The sequence below is a fragment of the Streptomyces sp. NPDC104226 genome (assembly GCF_055584085.1).
Map to the genome: position 1 here is coordinate 941,949 of NZ_JBVJMS010000002.1, position 16,187 is coordinate 958,135.

13 protein-coding genes and 1 pseudogene are annotated in these 16,187 nt (G+C 70.1%); 7 read left to right on the forward strand and 7 right to left on the reverse strand.

Annotated features, from left to right (window positions below; all coding sequences use genetic code 11):
• Positions 1-57: 57 nt before the first annotated feature.
• The 4 genes and pseudogenes from ACZ60J_RS09525 to ACZ60J_RS09540 form a co-directional block, all read right to left on the reverse strand.
• Entirely contained in the window at positions 58-1,260 is a 1,203-nt protein-coding gene (locus ACZ60J_RS09525) for a beta-propeller fold lactonase family protein (RefSeq protein ID WP_469680157.1), read from the reverse strand.
• 174 nt (positions 1,261-1,434) lie between these two features.
• Positions 1,435-1,621 (reverse strand): annotated as a pseudogene (locus ACZ60J_RS09530) (amino acid transporter); the annotation flags it as partial.
• 36 nt (positions 1,622-1,657) lie between these two features.
• Positions 1,658-2,344, reverse strand: a complete 687-nt coding sequence (locus ACZ60J_RS09535) for a response regulator (RefSeq protein WP_469680159.1) — start codon at positions 2,342-2,344, stop codon at positions 1,658-1,660.
• Between the two features lie 263 nt (positions 2,345-2,607).
• Entirely contained in the window at positions 2,608-4,485 is a 1,878-nt protein-coding gene (locus ACZ60J_RS09540; protein WP_469680161.1) for an APC family permease, read from the reverse strand.
• Between the two features lie 282 nt (positions 4,486-4,767).
• Here ACZ60J_RS09540 and ACZ60J_RS09545 point away from each other — a divergent pair, with 282 nt between their 5' ends.
• The 7 genes from ACZ60J_RS09545 to ACZ60J_RS09575 all read left to right on the forward strand — a co-directional run bounded on the left by ACZ60J_RS09545 (position 4,768) and on the right by ACZ60J_RS09575 (position 13,707).
• A complete protein-coding gene (locus ACZ60J_RS09545) occupies positions 4,768-5,526 on the forward strand; it encodes a DUF4118 domain-containing protein (protein WP_469680163.1) in 759 nt (252 codons plus the stop codon).
• Positions 5,527-5,764: 238 nt separating this feature from the next.
• Positions 5,765-5,854 carry a K(+)-transporting ATPase subunit F gene (kdpF, locus tag ACZ60J_RS09550; RefSeq protein WP_469680164.1) on the forward strand — a complete coding sequence of 30 codons (90 nt, stop codon included), beginning with the start codon at positions 5,765-5,767 and terminating at the stop codon, positions 5,852-5,854.
• A 6-nt stretch (positions 5,855-5,860) separates the two neighbouring features.
• The gene (gene kdpA / locus ACZ60J_RS09555; RefSeq protein ID WP_469680166.1) at positions 5,861-7,525 is read left to right on the forward strand and encodes a potassium-transporting ATPase subunit KdpA; all 1,665 of its coding nucleotides are present in this window, start codon (positions 5,861-5,863) and stop codon (positions 7,523-7,525) included.
• Positions 7,522-9,627 carry a potassium-transporting ATPase subunit KdpB gene (gene kdpB, locus ACZ60J_RS09560; protein WP_469680168.1) on the forward strand — a complete coding sequence of 702 codons (2,106 nt, stop codon included), beginning with the start codon at positions 7,522-7,524 and terminating at the stop codon, positions 9,625-9,627. Before kdpA ends, kdpB begins: the two co-directional genes overlap by 4 nt.
• Positions 9,628-9,631: 4 nt before the next feature.
• Complete coding sequence (locus ACZ60J_RS09565) at positions 9,632-10,348, forward strand: potassium-transporting ATPase subunit C (RefSeq protein WP_469680170.1); 717 nt, start codon at positions 9,632-9,634, stop codon at positions 10,346-10,348.
• Between the two features lie 121 nt (positions 10,349-10,469).
• Positions 10,470-11,153 (forward strand): response regulator, encoded by a 684-nt coding sequence (locus ACZ60J_RS09570; protein ID WP_469680171.1) that lies wholly within the window; start codon positions 10,470-10,472, stop codon positions 11,151-11,153.
• Between the two features lie 10 nt (positions 11,154-11,163).
• Positions 11,164-13,707 carry an ATP-binding protein gene (locus ACZ60J_RS09575; RefSeq protein ID WP_469680172.1) on the forward strand — a complete coding sequence of 848 codons (2,544 nt, stop codon included), beginning with the start codon at positions 11,164-11,166 and terminating at the stop codon, positions 13,705-13,707.
• Positions 13,708-13,803: 96 nt separating this feature from the next.
• Here the strand turns inward: ACZ60J_RS09575 and tsaD are convergent, their stop codons facing one another.
• The 3 genes from tsaD to ACZ60J_RS09590 form a co-directional block, all read right to left on the reverse strand.
• Complete coding sequence (tsaD, locus tag ACZ60J_RS09580; protein ID WP_469680276.1) at positions 13,804-14,862, reverse strand: tRNA (adenosine(37)-N6)-threonylcarbamoyltransferase complex transferase subunit TsaD; 1,059 nt, start codon at positions 14,860-14,862, stop codon at positions 13,804-13,806.
• Between the two features lie 212 nt (positions 14,863-15,074).
• Entirely contained in the window at positions 15,075-15,560 is a 486-nt protein-coding gene (locus tag ACZ60J_RS09585) for a peptidylprolyl isomerase (protein ID WP_469680174.1), read from the reverse strand.
• Between the two features lie 300 nt (positions 15,561-15,860).
• A complete protein-coding gene (locus ACZ60J_RS09590) occupies positions 15,861-16,181 on the reverse strand; it encodes a hypothetical protein (protein WP_469680176.1) in 321 nt (106 codons plus the stop codon).
• Between the last annotated feature and the right edge of the window lie 6 nt (positions 16,182-16,187).

Here is a 16,187-nt window from a genome sequence, read left to right on the forward strand (position 1 = left end):
AAGTGGATCCGGGGCCCGGGAGGGGGCGGCGGCTGCCTTCGGGTCCTCGCGAGGCCGTCATGGCGTGGCACAGACGGCGTACGGGGTGAGGGTGACGTCGTCCCGCGTCCTGTTCTGCCCGTTCACCTCCCAGTCGTTGGTGCCGGGTACCGGCCTGCTGACGAGCTGATCCGATGCAGGACCGGTGGATCCGAAGCCGCCGCCCGTCAGCACGCTGCCGGCCGGGCAGGACACCTTCGAGGTCCCCGGCACCGAGCCCAGGTCGATTCCGATGAGCGCCCCTTCGGGACTGTCGACGGTCGCGGAGACGGAGTTGGTGGCGAGGTCGATGACGGACACCGCGTGCGCGCCGTTGGGGTGGCTGACGTACAGCCGGGCTCCGGTGGGGGAAACCGCCATCTCGGCGGGATCCCCGGAGGTGGGGATCGACGTGACGACGCTGTTCGTGGCGGCATCGATGACCGCCACCCGGGCGTTGTTCCGGTCGGCGACGTAGACGCGCTTTCCGTCCCGTGAGACCTCCACGCCGTCCAGTCCCTGGTTGACGGGGATCGGCACCACGACCGTGTTGGTGGCGGTGTCGATGACCGATACCTCGCCCGAGGTGTTCTCGGTGACGTAGACACGTGCGCCACTCGGCGAGATGGCCACCTTTCGCGGTGCGCTCGGTCCGACGTCCACCGTCGTGATGAGCGTCATGGTGGCGGCGTCGATCACCGCCACCACACCGGCGCCCCGGTAGGCGACGTAGAGCCGCTTCCCGTCCGGGGAGACCGCCAGCCCGTTCGGGAGCGTGTCCACCCCCGCGTCCAGGGTGCCCACGACGGCGTTGGTGGCGGTGTTGATCGCCACCACGCGGTTGGCCGGTCCGTTCCCCTCCACGGTGACGTAGGCGCGACTGTCGTCCGGCGAGATGGCCACGCTCTCCGGAGTGCCGCTCCCCGTGGGGATTTCGGCCACCACGGTGTTGGTGAGGGCGTCGATCGCCGACACGGCACCCGAGTCCCGCTCCGTCACGTAGACCTTCTTGCCGTTACGGGAAGCGGCGACCTGCAGGGGCCCGCTGAACGCTCCGGTGCCGATGCTCGTCACGAGGGCGTTCGTGGCGGTGTCGAACACCTGGACCTTGTCCTGGCCCGTGTTGGCGACGTATGCGTACGTGCCGGGTGGGGCAGGAGCCGCCAGGGCGACGGACGGCGACAGAACGGCTGCGGCAGCGAGTACCGTGCACGATGCCTTCCGAACGGCGAAGTGCTGCATGGATCCTCCTCGAACGACCCGATCAGGGAGTGTCCCTGTTCGAGCTGCGAGGAACGTTCTATGCGTAGTTATATATGATTATCAATCACGACATGTCCCTGATGCTCCAAATGTCGCAATCCGACCTACCTTCGAGGCCACCGCCGGTCGGCGGCGCGGTGCGACCGCGATCCGTCAGCCGACGTGGACGTGCGGACGGCGGGTCCGGTCCGGTTCTGCCTCGCGGATGACCTCGCGGGTCGCGTACGTGGAGGAGGAAGGCCGCCAGGGCGTTGGGGATGCTGGAGCTCTCCAGGGGCAGGACGCGATAGCGGTCGTGGAGCACTTCGCCGCGCACCCGCATGCCGGATTCGTACTCGGACGCGGCACCCGTACGGTGGCCGCCGCCTCGACGCGCTCACGCATCGAAGCGGTACCCCATTCCGGGGGCGGTGATCAGGTGGCGCGGGTGTGCGGGGTCCGCTTCGAGCTTCCGTCGGAGGTGGGCCATGTACACGCGCAGGTAGTTGGTCTGCGTTCCGTAGGAGGAGCCCCAGACCTCCTGGAGCAGGCGCCGTTGGCTGACGAGCCGGCCCTTGTTGCGGATCAGGACTTCCAGCAGGTGCCATTCCGTCGGCGTGAGCCTGATGGTGTTCCCTCCGCGCCGGGCCTTCTTCGCGATCAGATCGACGGTGAACTCCTCGGTCTCGACGACCGAATCGCTCGCGGTGACCGGGGTCCGCGCGGACGCTCGGCGGACGACCGATCCGAGCCGGGCCATCAGTTCGTCCATGCCGAAGGGCTTGGTGATGTAGTCGTCGGCGCCCGCGTCCAGGGCCCGGACCTTCTCCTCGGAGCCGTGGCGGGCGGAGACCACCAGGACGGGCACCCGCGACCACATCCGCAGCCGCTTGATCACGTCGATCCCGTCCATGTCCGGCAGTCCGAGATCGAGCAGGACCGCATCGGGGCGCCGGCTCGCCACGGCGTCCAGGGCCGTGCCTCCGTCGGACGCGCAGTCCACGTCGTACTTCCGCGCCTTCAGATTGATGACCATCAATCGCGCGAGCTGCGGTTCGTCGTCCACCACCAGCACCCGGGGCATCGGCGTGCCGCCTTCCTCTCGTACGTCATGCGCAGTCCGGAACGTTCCACCGGATGGAACCCGTCCAGCCGATGTAACAACCCTTTCCCACCGCCCGGGCAGGCCTTGACGGCGTCCATACGGCGAGGAGCGCGAGCTTGACGACCTCCATACGGCGCCGCCCAAGGCGCCACGGGCCGCCGTCGCCGGCACCCCCGTCCCGACCTCGCCGCCTCCCTCCGGGGCGGCACGCTGCGGCCCGTCCAGCCGCCGTCAAGGGCGTGTCAGCGTGCGCCGTCGGTGATCCGGAAACGCAGTCGGCAGATGGCCGCGTCGGTGTCGCGGCGGACGGCGTGGGCGACGACGGAGCCGCGCTGGTTCTGGAGCATCCGCTGCCACAGGCGGGCCGGCTCGGTCTCCGGGATCAGTACGGTCACCTGGGCGTCCGGGTGCGTCCGCGCGAGCTCCCGCACGTAGCCGGACAGCGGCCGGCCCAGCGACCGGGTGTCGGAGGAGAGCTCGGTCAGTTCGACGCCGGGCTTCCACAACTCCCAGTCCCGGCGGAGCGCTTCGGCCGCCTCCCGGTCTTCGGGGGCCGGGTGGGTGACGGTCACGGCGTGGACTTCGTCGCCGAGGGAGCGGGCTGCGGTGAGGGCCTGGCAGGTCAGCTTCGAGAGCCCGGAGACGGGGACCACGACGAGCGAGCGGGCCCGGTGCGGCGGTTGCGGGACGCGGCCGAGTTCGAGGCGTGCGCCGATCTCGGCGTAGGCGCCGTGGACCTTCTCGAAGCCGAGGACGATCAAGGGGAGGGCGAGGACGATCAGCCAGGCGCCCTCGGTGAATTTGGTGGCGGTGACGACGACCGCCGCGGCACCGGTCAGGAGTGCGCCGAAGCCGTTGAGGACGGCCTTGCCCCGCCAGCCCCGCGGACGCTCGCCGCGCCAGTGCAGGACCATGCCGACCTGGCAGAGGGTGAAGCCGACGAACACGCCGATGGCGAAGAGCGGGACGAGGGTGTTGGTGTCGCCGCCCGAGAGGACGAGCAGGACGGCCGAGACGAGGGCCAGCCAGACCACGCCGTGGCGGTGCACCTGGCGGTCGGCCTTGAGGGCGAAGAAGTGCGGCAGGTGGTTGTCGCGGGCCAGCAGGCTCATCAGCACCGGCAGGCCGCCGAAGGAGGTGTTCGCGGCGAGCGCGAGCAGCACCATGGTGGCGAACTGGACCACGTAGAAGGCCGCGTTGTGCCCGAAGGAGGCGTCCGCGAGCTGGGCGAGGACGGTCACCCCCTCGACGGGCTGGAGGTGGAAGCGGCCGATGAGGATCGACAGGCCGATCAGCATCACACCGAGGAGCACGCCCAGCGCCACCTCCGTGCGCTGGGCCCGCCGGGCGGCCGGGGCACGGAAGGACGGCACGGCGTTGGCGACGGCCTCGACGCCGGTCAGGGCCGAGCAGCCGGCGGCGAAGGCCTTCAGGAGCAGGAGTACGCCCACGGTCGTGGCACCCTCGCCGAGCGCGGAGGGGTGTCCGGCGGCGGAAGCGGTGCTGACCGGGCCGTCGCGGAGGAGCCCGACGGCGATCATCGCCAGGATCGACCCGACGAAGAGCGCGGTCGGCACGAGGAAGGCCTTGGCGGAGTCGACGACCCCGCGCAGGTTCACGGCGGTGACCAGCACCAGGACACCGAGGCAGATCCAGACCCGCTCGCCGTGCAGGCCCGGGAACGCGGACGTCAGGGCGGCCGCACCGGCGGTGACGGACACCGCGACGTTGAGCACGTAGTCCAGGATCAGCGAGGCCGCGGCGACCAGGCTCGTACGCCGGCCCAGGTGCTTCTTCGCCACGGCGTACGAGCCTCCCCCGTCGGGGAACGCGGCGATCACCTGCCGGTACGAGGCCACCAGGACGGCGAGCAGCGCGGCGATGGCCAGGGTGACGGGGAGGGTGAAACCGAGCCCGTACGCACCGGCCGCGGCCAGCACCAGCACGATCGACTCGGGCCCGTAGGCGACCGACGCCATCGCGTCGAGCGACAGGGCGGCGAGGCCTTGGAGGGCGGTCAGCTTGTGCCGGTCCCCCGCACCGCCCGCGCCCGTATCAGGGGGCTCCTCCTGGCCCGGCCCCTGAACAGCCGCGGTCGGTTTCCCCATGTGTATGGCCATGTCGCCGTTCCCTCCGAATGTGCAAAGTGAGGACAGCGTGGGAGGCCTGCCGGACCGCCGCCAGCACTCTTGGTGCTATCCATACGCCTCCCCAGCCGCTCTTCACGTGTTCCATACGCGCAGGTGGCACGCAGGTCGCGGCGGCGTATGAAGGCCGTCAAAAGGGCGCAGCCACACGTTGCCCCGGCTCCCCGGAGGGGCACGCTGGAGGAGGTGGCGACACCTGCCCCGCCACACCACCCGAGGAGAACAAGAGCGGCGGGTCCGGACGGGAGGCATCGCATGTCCGGCTTCTGGTACCGGTTCCGCGACCGCATCGCGCTGGTCGCGGGCCTCGTGGTACCCCTTCTCGTGGCGCTCGCGCTCGCGCCCTTCCGTACGGACCTGTCGGCGACGAACGCGGCGCTGGTCCTCGTCGTCGCCGTGGTCGCGGTGGCCGCCCTGGGCAGCCGGCCGGCGGGAGCGCTGGCCGCGCTCTCGGCGGCCGCGTGGTTCGACTTCTTCCTCACCCGGCCCTACCAGCGGTTCGCCGTCGCCGACCGCGCCGACGTCGAGACGTCCGTCCTGCTGCTCTGCGTCGGCCTGGTCGTCTCCCAACTCGCCGTGCGCGCACGCCGGCTCCAAGCCGTCGTGGTCGCCGACGCCGCACGCCTGTCGAGCCTCCGGGGCACCGCGCGCCTGGCCGAGGACGGCGGCTCGCCCGAGGCGGTGGTCGAGTACGTGCGCCGCGAACTCGTCGGCCTCCTGGGCCTGCGCGGCTGCCGCTTCGAGTACGGAACCCTGATGGGGAACCTGCCGCGCCTGGAGCACGGCGGCGGCCTGTGGCTCCGCCGCGGGAACCGGATCACCGAGTACGCCGACTGGCCGGACGGAGAGACCGAGCTGCGGGCCACCGGCGGCGGCCACTACTACGGCCGCTTCCTCCTCGACCCCCTCCCGGGCCGTCCCCTGCCCTCCGAGGAAGCCCGCCTCGTCGCCGTCGCGCTGGCCGCGCAGGCCGGCTCCGCGCTGGACACGGCGGGCGTGCCCCACCGGGGCTGACCCCCTCCGAGCGGCCTTCCCCGTAGGGACGGCGTTAAGGGTTCCCGTCCTCCCGTAAGGACCACGTCAAGGCGTATTAACACCCGGGTGAAGACACGGTTGTCTCGTCATCGGCCGGCTGGCCGATCCACTTCTTCCTCTTCACTCAGGAGCTCACGATGGCCGATCTGGCCTTCGTCGTCACCACGATCGCGGTGTTCGCGCTGGTGGCTCTCGTCGCCCGGGGGGTGACCAAGCTGTGACTGCCGAAAACATCGTCGGCCTCGCCGTGGCCGTCTCCCTGCTCGGCTACCTCATCCTCGCCCTCGTGTACCCGGAGAGGTTCTAGCCACCGATGAGTCCCGTTCTCGCTGGTGTGCTCCAGCTCCTCGCACTGATCGCCGCGCTGGCGCTGGCCCACCGCCCCCTCGGCGACTACATGGCCAAGGTCTACTCCTCCGAAAAGCACTACAAGCCGGAGAAGTGGATCTACCAGGCCATCGGCGCCAACCCGTCGGCCGAGATGCGGTGGCCCGCATACCTGCGCGGTGTCCTCGCCTTCTCGGCGGTCTCCGTCCTCTTCCTCTACGGCCTCCAGCGCGCCCAGGGCATCCTGCCCGGCTCGCTCGGCTTCTCCGCGATCGACCCGGACCAGGCCTTCAACACGGCCGCCTCCTTCGTCGCGAACACCAACTGGCAGTCGTACTACGGCGAACAGGCCATGGGCCACGTCGTGCAGACCGGCGGCCTGGCGGTGCAGAACTTCGTCTCGGCGGCGGTCGGCATGGCCGTCGCGGTGGCCCTCGTACGGGGCTTCGCGCGCTCCCGCACCGGGGAACTCGGCAACTTCTGGGCCGACATGGTGCGCGGCGTGGTCCGGATCCTGCTGCCGATCTCCGTCGTCGGAGCGCTCGTCCTCGTCGCCTGCGGCGCCATCCAGAACTTCTCCGGCATCCACGAAGTCGGCCAGTTCATGGGCGGTTCGCAGCAGTGGAACGGCGGGGCGGTGGCCTCGCAGGAGGTCATCAAGGAACTGGGTACGAACGGCGGCGGCTACTTCAACGCCAACTCCGCCCACCCCTTCGAGAACCCCAACCCGTTCTCGAACCTCTTCGAGATCTTCCTGATCCTGGTCATCCCCTTCTCCCTGACCCGCACCTTCGGCAAGCTCGTCGGCTCGGTCAAGCAGGGCTACGCGATCCTCGCCACGATGGCCACCATCTGGATCGGCTTCACCGCCCTGATGATGTGGACCGAGTTCGCCCACCACGGTCCGGCGCTCCAGGCGGCCGGCGGGGCGATGGAGGGCAAGGAGACCCGGTACGGCATCGCCGCCTCCGCCATCTTCTCCGTGGCGACGACCCTGACCTCCACGGGCGCGGTCAACTCCTTCCACTCCTCCTACACGGGACTGGGCGGCGGCATCCAGCTGCTGGGCATGCAGCTCGGCGAGATCGCACCCGGCGGCGTCGGCTCCGGCCTCTACGGCATGCTGATCATGGCGATCATCGCGGTGTTCATCGCCGGCCTGATGGTCGGCCGCACCCCCGAGTACCTGGGCAAGAAGATCGGCACCCGCGAGATCAAGTTCGCGGCGCTCTACATCCTGATCACCCCGGCGCTGGTGCTGTGCTTCACCGCCGCGGCGATGGCGCTGCCCACCCCGGCCGCGTCGATGACCAACAGCGGCGCACACGGGTTCTCCGAGATCCTCTACGCCTACACCTCGGGCGCCAACAACAACGGCTCGGCCTTCGCAGGTCTGAACGCCGACACCCAGTGGTTCAACAGCACCATCGGCATCGCCATGCTGCTGGGTCGTTTCCTGCCCATGGTGTTCGTGCTGGCGCTGGCCGGCTCGCTCGCCGAGCAGAAGCCCGTACCCGAGACGGCGGGCACGCTCCGTACCGACAAGCCGCTCTACACGGGCCTGCTCGCCGGCACCATCCTCATCGTCACCGGCCTCACCTACTTCCCCGCTCTCGCGCTGGGACCGCTCGCCGAAGGGCTCGCATCATGAGCACCGCCACACCTACGAGGGCTCCGCACCAGGACGTGCCCACCGGCCACAAGCCGGACTCCGGACGCGTGGGCGGCGGCCTCTTCGACCCCAAGCAGCTGCTGAAGTCCTTCCCGGACGCCGTCCGCAAGCTCGACCCCCGGGTAATGATCAAGTCCCCGGTCATGTTCGTGGTGCTGATCGGCTCGGTGGTCACCACTGTGCTGGCGGTCAAGAACCCGGAGGACTGGTTCGGTTGGGCGATCACCGCCTGGCTGTGGCTGACCACGATCTTCGCCAACCTCGCGGAGGCCGTGGCCGAGGGCCGAGGGAAGGCCCAGGCCGACACGCTGCGCAAGGCCAAGACCGACTCCGTCGCCCGCCGCCTGACCAAAGACGGTACGGGTGAGGAGCAGGTCCCCGGCACCGAGCTGAAGATCGGCGACCTCGTCGTCTGCGAGGCCGGGGACATCATCCCCGGTGACGGCGACGTCGTCGAAGGCGTGGCCTCCGTGGACGAGTCCGCCATCACCGGCGAGTCCGCCCCGGTCATCCGCGAGTCGGGCGGCGACCGCAGCGCCGTCACGGGCGGTACGAAGGTGCTCTCCGACCGGGTCGTCATCAAGATCACGACGAAGCCCGGCGAGACCTTCATCGACCGCATGATCGCGTTGGTCGAGGGAGCGGCCCGGCAGAAGACGCCGAACGAGATCGCGCTGAACATCCTGCTGGCCTCGCTGACCATCGTCTTCCTGCTGGCCGTGGTCACCTTGCAGCCGTTCGCGATCTACGCGGGCGCCGAGCAGTCGATGATCGTGCTCACGGCGCTGCTGGTCTGCCTGATCCCGACCACCATCGGCGCACTCCTCTCCGCGATCGGCATCGCCGGTATGGACCGGCTCGTGCAGCGCAACGTCCTGGCCATGTCCGGCCGCGCGGTCGAGGCCGCCGGCGATGTGTCCACGCTGCTGCTGGACAAGACCGGCACCATCACCCTCGGCAACCGCCAGGCCTCCGAGTTCGTCCCGGTCAAGGGCACGACGGAGGCCGAGCTCGCGGATGTCGCCCAGCTCTCGTCCCTCGCGGACGAGACCCCCGAGGGCCGCTCGATCGTGGTCCTCGCGAAGGAGAAGTACGGCCTGCGCGAACGCCACCAGGGCGAACTGACCGGCGCCGAATGGATCCCCTTCACCGCACAGACCCGCATGTCGGGCGTGGACGTCGACGGCAGGCAGACCCGCAAGGGCGCGGCCGGTTCGGTCATCACCTGGGTCAAGGAACAGGGCGGCCAGGTCTCCGACGACGCCGACCTCCTCGCCAACCGCATCTCCGAGGCCGGTGGCACTCCGCTCCTCGTCGCCGTCAAGGACGGGAAGGGCGCCCGGGTGCTGGGCGTCATCCACCTCAAGGACGTGGTCAAGGAGGGCATGCGCGAACGCTTCGACGAGCTGCGCCGCATGGGCATCAAGACCATCATGATCACCGGCGACAACCCGCTCACCGCCAAGGCCATCGCCGAAGAGGCGGGCGTGGACGACTTCCTCGCCGAGGCCACCCCCGAGGACAAGATGGCCCTCATCAAGCGGGAACAGGCCGGCGGCAAACTCGTCGCCATGACGGGCGACGGTACGAACGACGCCCCGGCCCTCGCCCAGGCCGACGTCGGCGTCGCGATGAACACCGGCACCTCGGCCGCCAAAGAGGCCGGGAACATGGTGGACCTGGACTCCAACCCCACCAAGCTCATCGAAATCGTCGAGATCGGCAAGCAGTTGCTGATCACCCGAGGCGCCCTCACGACGTTCTCCATCGCCAACGACGTCGCCAAGTACTTCGCGATCATCCCGGCCATGTTCGCCGTGGTCTACCCCGGCCTCGACAAGCTCAACATCATGGGCCTGCACTCCCCCGAGTCGGCCATCCTCTCCGCCGTCATCTTCAACGCACTGATCATCATCGCGCTCGTCCCGCTCGCCCTGAAGGGCGTCCAGTACCGGCCCACCAGCGCCGACAAGATGCTCCGCCGGAACATCGGGATCTACGGACTCGGCGGCCTCATCGCCCCGTTCATCGGCATCAAGCTCATCGACCTTCTCATCTCCCTCATCCCCGGAATCGGCTAAGGCTATGAACAACTCTGTAGGCAACACAGCACGGTTGATCGGCGCCGGCCTGCGGGCCCTGCTCGTCCTCACGGTCATCTGCGGGGTCATCTACCCGCTCGCCGTGACGGGGATCGCTCAGGCCCTGTTCAACGACAAGGCCAACGGCTCCGAGATCAAGGACAAGGACGGCCAGGTCGTCGGCTCCTCCCTCATCGGACAGACCTACGACCTCCCCAAGCAGGACCCGAACGACGCCGAGGAGGCCGTCAGGCCGGACCTCAAGTGGTTCCAGCCGCGCCCCTCCAACGGCCTCGGCGCCAACAGCGTCAACACCCGGTACTCGCTGATCCTCTCCGGCGCCACCAACCGCTCCGCCGACAACGGCGCCGTCAACGGCAAGTGCACCGACCAGGCGGAGGAAGGCACCCTCTGCGCCCAGGTCCTCGCCGCCAAGGACGCCGTCGTCGCGGACAACTCCACCGCCGGCCACCAGGTCAGGCCGGAGGACGTCCCGGCCGACGCCGTCACCTCCTCCGGTTCCGGCCTCGACCCCGACATCTCCCCCGAGTACGCCAAGCTCCAGGTCCACCGCGTCGCCGAGCAGAACAAGCTCGACGTGAAGCGGGTCGAGAAGCTCGTCGCCGACCACACCACCGGCCGCACCCTCGGCTTCATGGGCGAACCGCGCGTCAACGTCCTCGAACTCAACACCGCCCTCAGGGCGCTGGCCAAGCGCTGACGTTCCGCACGGCAAGTGTGCGGAGCCGGCGGGACGCCGTGCCCCCGGCGATCGCTGGGAGTGCCCCCGGCCTCCCGCCGGCTCCGACCCGTATCCACTGGAAGAGGAAGGCCCCACACCGATGATCAAGGTGCTGGTGGTGGAAGACGACGCCCAGCTCGTCCGTGCGCTCCGGATCAACCTGGAGGCACGGAAGTTCGAGGTGGAGACCGCTTCCGACGGAAAGACCGCCCTGAGGCTCGCGGCCACCCGCAAGCCGGACGCCATCCTGCTGGACCTCGGCCTGCCGGACATGGACGGCATCGACGTGATCAAGGACGTACGGGAGACCAGCGGCGTACCGATCCTCGTGCTCTCCGCCCGGCACACCTCGGAGGAGAAGATCCGTGCCCTGGACGCGGGGGCCGACGACTACGTCACCAAGCCGTTCAGCATGGACGAACTCCTCGCCCGCCTGCGGGCCGCCGTACGCCGCCGGGAGGTTGCGGCGCCCGCCCACGAGGTCGCCGTGGTCACGACGGAGGAGTTCACCGTCGACCTGATCGCGAAGAAGGTGGTCCGCAACCACCGCAGCGTGCGGCTGACGCCCACCGAATGGCACCTCCTGGAGATCCTCATCACCCACCCGGGGCGTTTGATCAGCCAGCGCAAGCTCCTGCTCGACGTGTGGGGACCGACGTACTCCGAGCACACGAACTACCTGCGGGTCTACATGGCCCAGTTGCGCCGCAAGTTGGAAGCGGACCCCTCGCACCCCAGATACCTGATCACCGAGCCCGGCATGGGCTACCGCTTCGAGGAATGACGTAACCACCATGGGACGCGGCACGTTTCGTATCTACCTGGGCTCGGCCCCCGGCGTCGGCAAGACGTACGCGATGCTCTCGGAGGGTCACCGCCGGGTGGAGCGCGGCACCGATGTCATCGTCGCGTTCGTGGAGCACCACCACCGTCCGCGCACCGAGGTGATGCTGCACGGGCTGGAGCAGACTCCCCGGCGCGAGCTGGAGTACCGGGATTCCTCCTTCACCGAGATGGACGTGGACGCGATCCTGGCCCGGCGCCCCGCCGTCGCGCTCGTGGACGAGCTCGCCCACACCAACGTTCCGGGCTCGCGCAACGCCAAGCGCTGGCAGGACGTGGAGGAACTCCTCAAGGCCGGCATCGACGTCGTCTCCACCGTCAACATCCAGCACCTCGAATCGCTGGGCGACGTCGTCGAGACGATCACCGGTGTGCGGCAGCGGGAGACGGTCCCGGACGAGTTCGTACGACGCGCCGACCAGATCGAGCTCGTCGACATGTCCCCGCAGGCCCTGCGCCGCCGGATGGCCCACGGCAACATCTACAAGGCCGACAAGGTCGACGCGGCCCTGTCCAACTACTTCCGCCCCGGCAACCTCACCGCCCTGCGCGAGCTCGCGCTGCTGTGGGTCGCGGACCGTGTGGACGAGTACCTCCAGGAGTACCGGGGCGAGCACGACATCCGCTCCACCTGGCAGGCGCGCGAACGCATCGTCGTCGGCCTCACCGGCGGCCCGGAAGGCCGTACGCTCATCCGCCGGGCCGCCCGCCTCGCCGAGAAGGGCTCCGGCGGCGAGGTGCTCGCCGTCTACGTCGCGCGCAGCGACGGACTGACGGCCGCCTCCCCCAAGGAACTCGCCGTCCAGCGGACCCTGGTCGGAGACCTCGGAGGCACCTTCCACCACGTCATCGGCGACAACGTCCCCGACGCGCTCCTGGAGTTCGCCCGCGGGTGCAACGCCACCCAGATCGTGCTCGGTGTCAGCCGCCGCCGCTCCTGGCAGTCCGTGTTCCGCCCCGGGGTCAGCGCCACCGTGGCCCGCGAATCGGGGCCCGACCTCGACGTCCACATCGTCACCCACGACGAGGCCGCCAAGGGCCGCACCCTGCCCGTCGCCCGCAGCGGCCGGCTCGGCCGCTCCCGCATCATCCGGGGCTGGATCGCCGGTGTGGCCGGCCCGGCGCTGCTCGCGTTGCTGCTGAACCAGGTCGTCCCCGACCTCGGGCTCGCCAACGACATGCTGCTCTTCCTCACCTTCACGGTGGCGGCGGCCCTGCTCGGCGGGCTGCTCCCGGCCCTGGCCTCGGCAGCCTTCGGCTCCCTCCTCCTGAACTACTACTTCACTCCGCCGCTGCACGAGTTCACCGTCTCCGACCCCAAGAACATCGTCGCCATCGCGATCTTCGTCGGTGTGGCCGTGTCCGTGGCCTCCGTCGTCGACCTGGCCGCCCGCCGCACCCACCAAGCCGCCCGACTGCGCGCCGAATCCGAGATCCTCTCCTTCCTCGCCGGCAGCGTCCTACGCGGCGAAACGGCCTTGGACGCCCTGCTGGAGCGGGTGCGCGAGACCTTCGCCATGGAATCCGTGGCGCTGCTGGAACGCATCAGCGACGTGGACCCGTGGACCTGCGCGGGCAGCACCGGACGCAACCCGGTCACCCGCCCCGAAGACGCCGCCGTCGACATGCCCATCGGCGAGAACATGGCTCTGGCCCTCACCGGCCGGGTCCTGCCGGCCGAAGACCGGCGCGTCCTCGGCGCGTTCGCCGCCCAGGCGGCCGTCGTGCTCGACCGCCAGCGCCTGGTCGACGAGGCCGAGGAGGCCCGCCGCCTCGTCGAGGGCAACCAGATCCGTACGGCCCTGCTCGCCGCGGTCAGCCACGACCTCCGTACGCCGCTCGCGTCGATCAAGGTCTCCGTCACCTCGCTGCGCTCCACCGACGTGGACTGGTCCGACGAGGACCGGGCAGACCTCCTGGAAGGCATCGAGGACGGAGCCGACCGCCTCGACCACCTGATCGGCAACCTCCTCGACATGTCCCGCCTCCAGACCGGCACCGTGGTCCCGCTCATCCGGGAGACCGACCTCGACGAGGTCGTCCCGATGGGCCTGGCCGGCGTACCCGACGACAGCGTGGACCTCGACATCCCCGAGACCCTGCCCATGGTCGCCGTCGACCGCGGCCTGTTGGAGCGGGCCGTCGCCAACATCGTGGAGAACGCCGTCAAGTACAGCCCGCCCGGTCGGACCGTCCTCGTCGCCGCCAGCGCCCTCGCCGACCGCCTCGAACTACGCGTCGTCGACAGCGGCCCCGGCGTCCCCGACGAGGCCAAGGACCGGATATTCGAACCCTTCCAGCGATACGGAGACGCACCCGCCGGCTCGGGCGTCGGCCTCGGCCTGGCCGTCGCCAGAGGCTTCCTGGAGGCGATGAACGGCACCCTCACCGCCGAGGACACCCCCGGCGGCGGCCTCACCATGGTGATCACCCTGCCCATCAGGGAGGGCACCCCGCCGTCCCGCCCCGACCTTCCTACGGACGCGACGACGTAGCGTGACGGCTTGCTCTTCGCCCCCTCGTACGCCCGGCCCACGGCCTCCCGCAGCCCGAGTACGCCTCCCCCGCCGCCTCGAGGACGGTGGCCTCGTTCACGCGGCCCTCGCCGCCGCGCGGGTCACGGGATGCAGGGCGGCGTACTCCAGCGGCGCCGACGGGTCGATCGACACGTCCAACTGCGCGGGAGCCGAACCCGCACGCACCAGCAGGTCGCCCACGGCGGCGATCATCGCCCCGTTGTCCGTGCACAGCGTCAGCGGCGGCACCCGCAGCTCCACCCCGGCCGCCGCGCAGCGTTCTTCGGCCAGCGCCCGCACCCGCGAGTTCGCCGCGACGCCGCCCACCACCACGAGGGTGCGCACCTCGTACTCCTTGCAGGCGGCCAGCGCCTTGCGCGTGAGCACGTCGGCGACGGCCTCCTGGAGGGAGGCGGCGCCGTCGGCGAGCGGGATCTCCTCGCCGCGGATGCGGTGCTGTTCGGCCCAGCGCGCGGCCGCGGTCTTCAGCCCGGAGAAGGAGAAGGCGTACGGGTGCTCCTTCGAGCCCAGGAGCGGCCGCGGGAACGCGACGGCGCAGCGATTGCCGTTGCGGGCGGCGCGGTCGACGGCCGGGCCGCCCGGGTAGGGCAGTCCGAAGACGCGGGCGACCTTGTCGAAGCACTCCCCGGCGGCGTCGTCGATGGTGTCGCCGAGGTGGAGGATGGGATCGCGGACGAGGTCGCGTACGAACAGGAGCGAGGTGTGGCCGCCCGAGACGATCAGCACCATGCACGGGTTGGGCAGCGGCCCGTGTTCCAGGGTGTCGGCGGCGACGTGCCCCGCCAGGTGGTGCACCCCGTACAGCGGCACACCGGCCGCGTACGCCAGGGTCTTCGCCCCCGCCAGCCCCACCTGCAGCGCACCCGACAGCCCCGGCCCGGTCGTCACCGCGACCGCGTCGATGTCCTTGACCCGCAGCCCGGCCTGGTCCAGCGCCTCCCGGACGACCGGGTTGAAGGCCTGCAGGTGCGCACGGGCGGCGATCTCCGGCACCACCCCGCCGAACCGCGCGTGCTCGTCCATGCTCGACGCCACCACGTGCGCCAACAGCCGCCCGCCGGACACGATGCCGGCCCCCGTCTCATCGCACGACGACTCGATGCCGAGCACCACAGGAGAGCCCACGACGGCTCCTCTCGCACTGGAAATGCAGTTGCAACTTACTCGCAATAAGGTACGCCGCCGATGGGTGGGCCGCGCAAGCGAGCGCACGGGAGACGCACTGGCGTTGCACAGGGCCCTGCCGCCCCGGACGTCCGGGGCGGCAGGGCCCTGTAGGTGGCGCAAACACACGGCCGCGTCGCGGTGCGGTGCGCTGCGGTGCCTCAGTGCCGGCAGGACGGCCGGACGCGCAGCAGCTCGGTGCGCAGCACGGGGGTGCCGTCGACGGGTGCCGGGTCCTCCGCGGTCGGAGCGATGCCTCCGGCAGCGACCTTGTCGAGGGTCGCCAGACCATCGGCGTCGACGGTGCCGAACACCGTGTAGTTCGGCCTCAGCGCGGAGTCGCCGTAGACGACGAAGAACTGTGAACCGTTCGTGTTCGGACCGGCGTTGGCCATCGCCAGCAGGCCGCGCCCGTAGAGGCGGCGCGCGCCGGTCGGATCGGTCGGCGCCGGCGGGAGGTCCACCGGCAGCTCGTCCTTGTACTTGTACCCGGGCCCGCCCTCACCGGTGCCCGTCGGGTCGCCGCACTGCAGGACCTTGAGCGTCGGATACGCCGTCAGACGGTGGCACACCGTCCGGTCGTAGAACCCGTGCCCTGCCAGGTGCAGGAAGCTCTGGACCGTGCACGGCGCCTTGGCCCGGTCCAAGTGCAGCGGGAGCGGACCCTGGCTGGTCGAAACAGCCGTGCCGACCGTTCCCCGACTCGGCGTACGCCGCGGGTCGGGCGGCAGCGGAACACGGCGCGCCGGCGGCTCGTCCGGGGTCTGCGTGTACTGACACGGTCCATGCGTGGTGCGCGGCGGAACACCGCCTGAAGCACTGGCGACACTCCCCCCGGATACGACTAACGCCACTGCGGCGAATGCGCTGATCAGTGCTCGTTTCATCTCGCCTGTCTCCCGATGATCGCCGGATTCGGAGCGGTCGCAGTCTAGAACGAGGGGTGGTCAGCGGAAATGAAACTTCCAGCCGTTAACCCCGGCCTCAGCCCAATGCAGGGCCAGCGCTACGGCCCCGGGCGTCGCATTGCCGTAGGCAAGACGAACCGGCCTTCCCCGCAGCCATCGAACCGTGACGGCGGTCGGCTGGTCGCCGTCGCCGTGCCGCGTGGACCTCACCGCTTCGGTGGACGCTGCGCACAAACCTCGAACCCCGGACCTGATCCGGCGATGCCTGTCGCGTTCGCCCTCGCGGACCTCGGCCTGCACGTTGCCCTGCTCCTCGAGCTCACAGACATCCGGGCCGTCTTCGACGTCCGCCCCGAACACCACCGT

Coding starts and splice junctions, on each gene's coding strand:
- ACZ60J_RS09540 (WP_469680161.1), bottom strand. CDS start 4,485: ATGGCCATACACATGGGGAAACCGACCGCGGCTGTTCAGGGGCCGGGC.
- kdpA (WP_469680166.1), top strand. CDS start 5,861: ATGAGTCCCGTTCTCGCTGGTGTGCTCCAGCTCCTCGCACTGATCGCC.
- ACZ60J_RS09535 (WP_469680159.1), bottom strand. CDS start 2,344: ATGCCCCGGGTGCTGGTGGTGGACGACGAACCGCAGCTCGCGCGATTG.
- kdpB (WP_469680168.1), top strand. CDS start 7,522: ATGAGCACCGCCACACCTACGAGGGCTCCGCACCAGGACGTGCCCACC.
- ACZ60J_RS09565 (WP_469680170.1), top strand. CDS start 9,632: ATGAACAACTCTGTAGGCAACACAGCACGGTTGATCGGCGCCGGCCTG.
- ACZ60J_RS09525 (WP_469680157.1), bottom strand. CDS start 1,260: ATGCAGCACTTCGCCGTTCGGAAGGCATCGTGCACGGTACTCGCTGCC.
- ACZ60J_RS09575 (WP_469680172.1), top strand. CDS start 11,164: ATGGGACGCGGCACGTTTCGTATCTACCTGGGCTCGGCCCCCGGCGTC.
- ACZ60J_RS09545 (WP_469680163.1), top strand. CDS start 4,768: ATGTCCGGCTTCTGGTACCGGTTCCGCGACCGCATCGCGCTGGTCGCG.
- ACZ60J_RS09570 (WP_469680171.1), top strand. CDS start 10,470: ATGATCAAGGTGCTGGTGGTGGAAGACGACGCCCAGCTCGTCCGTGCG.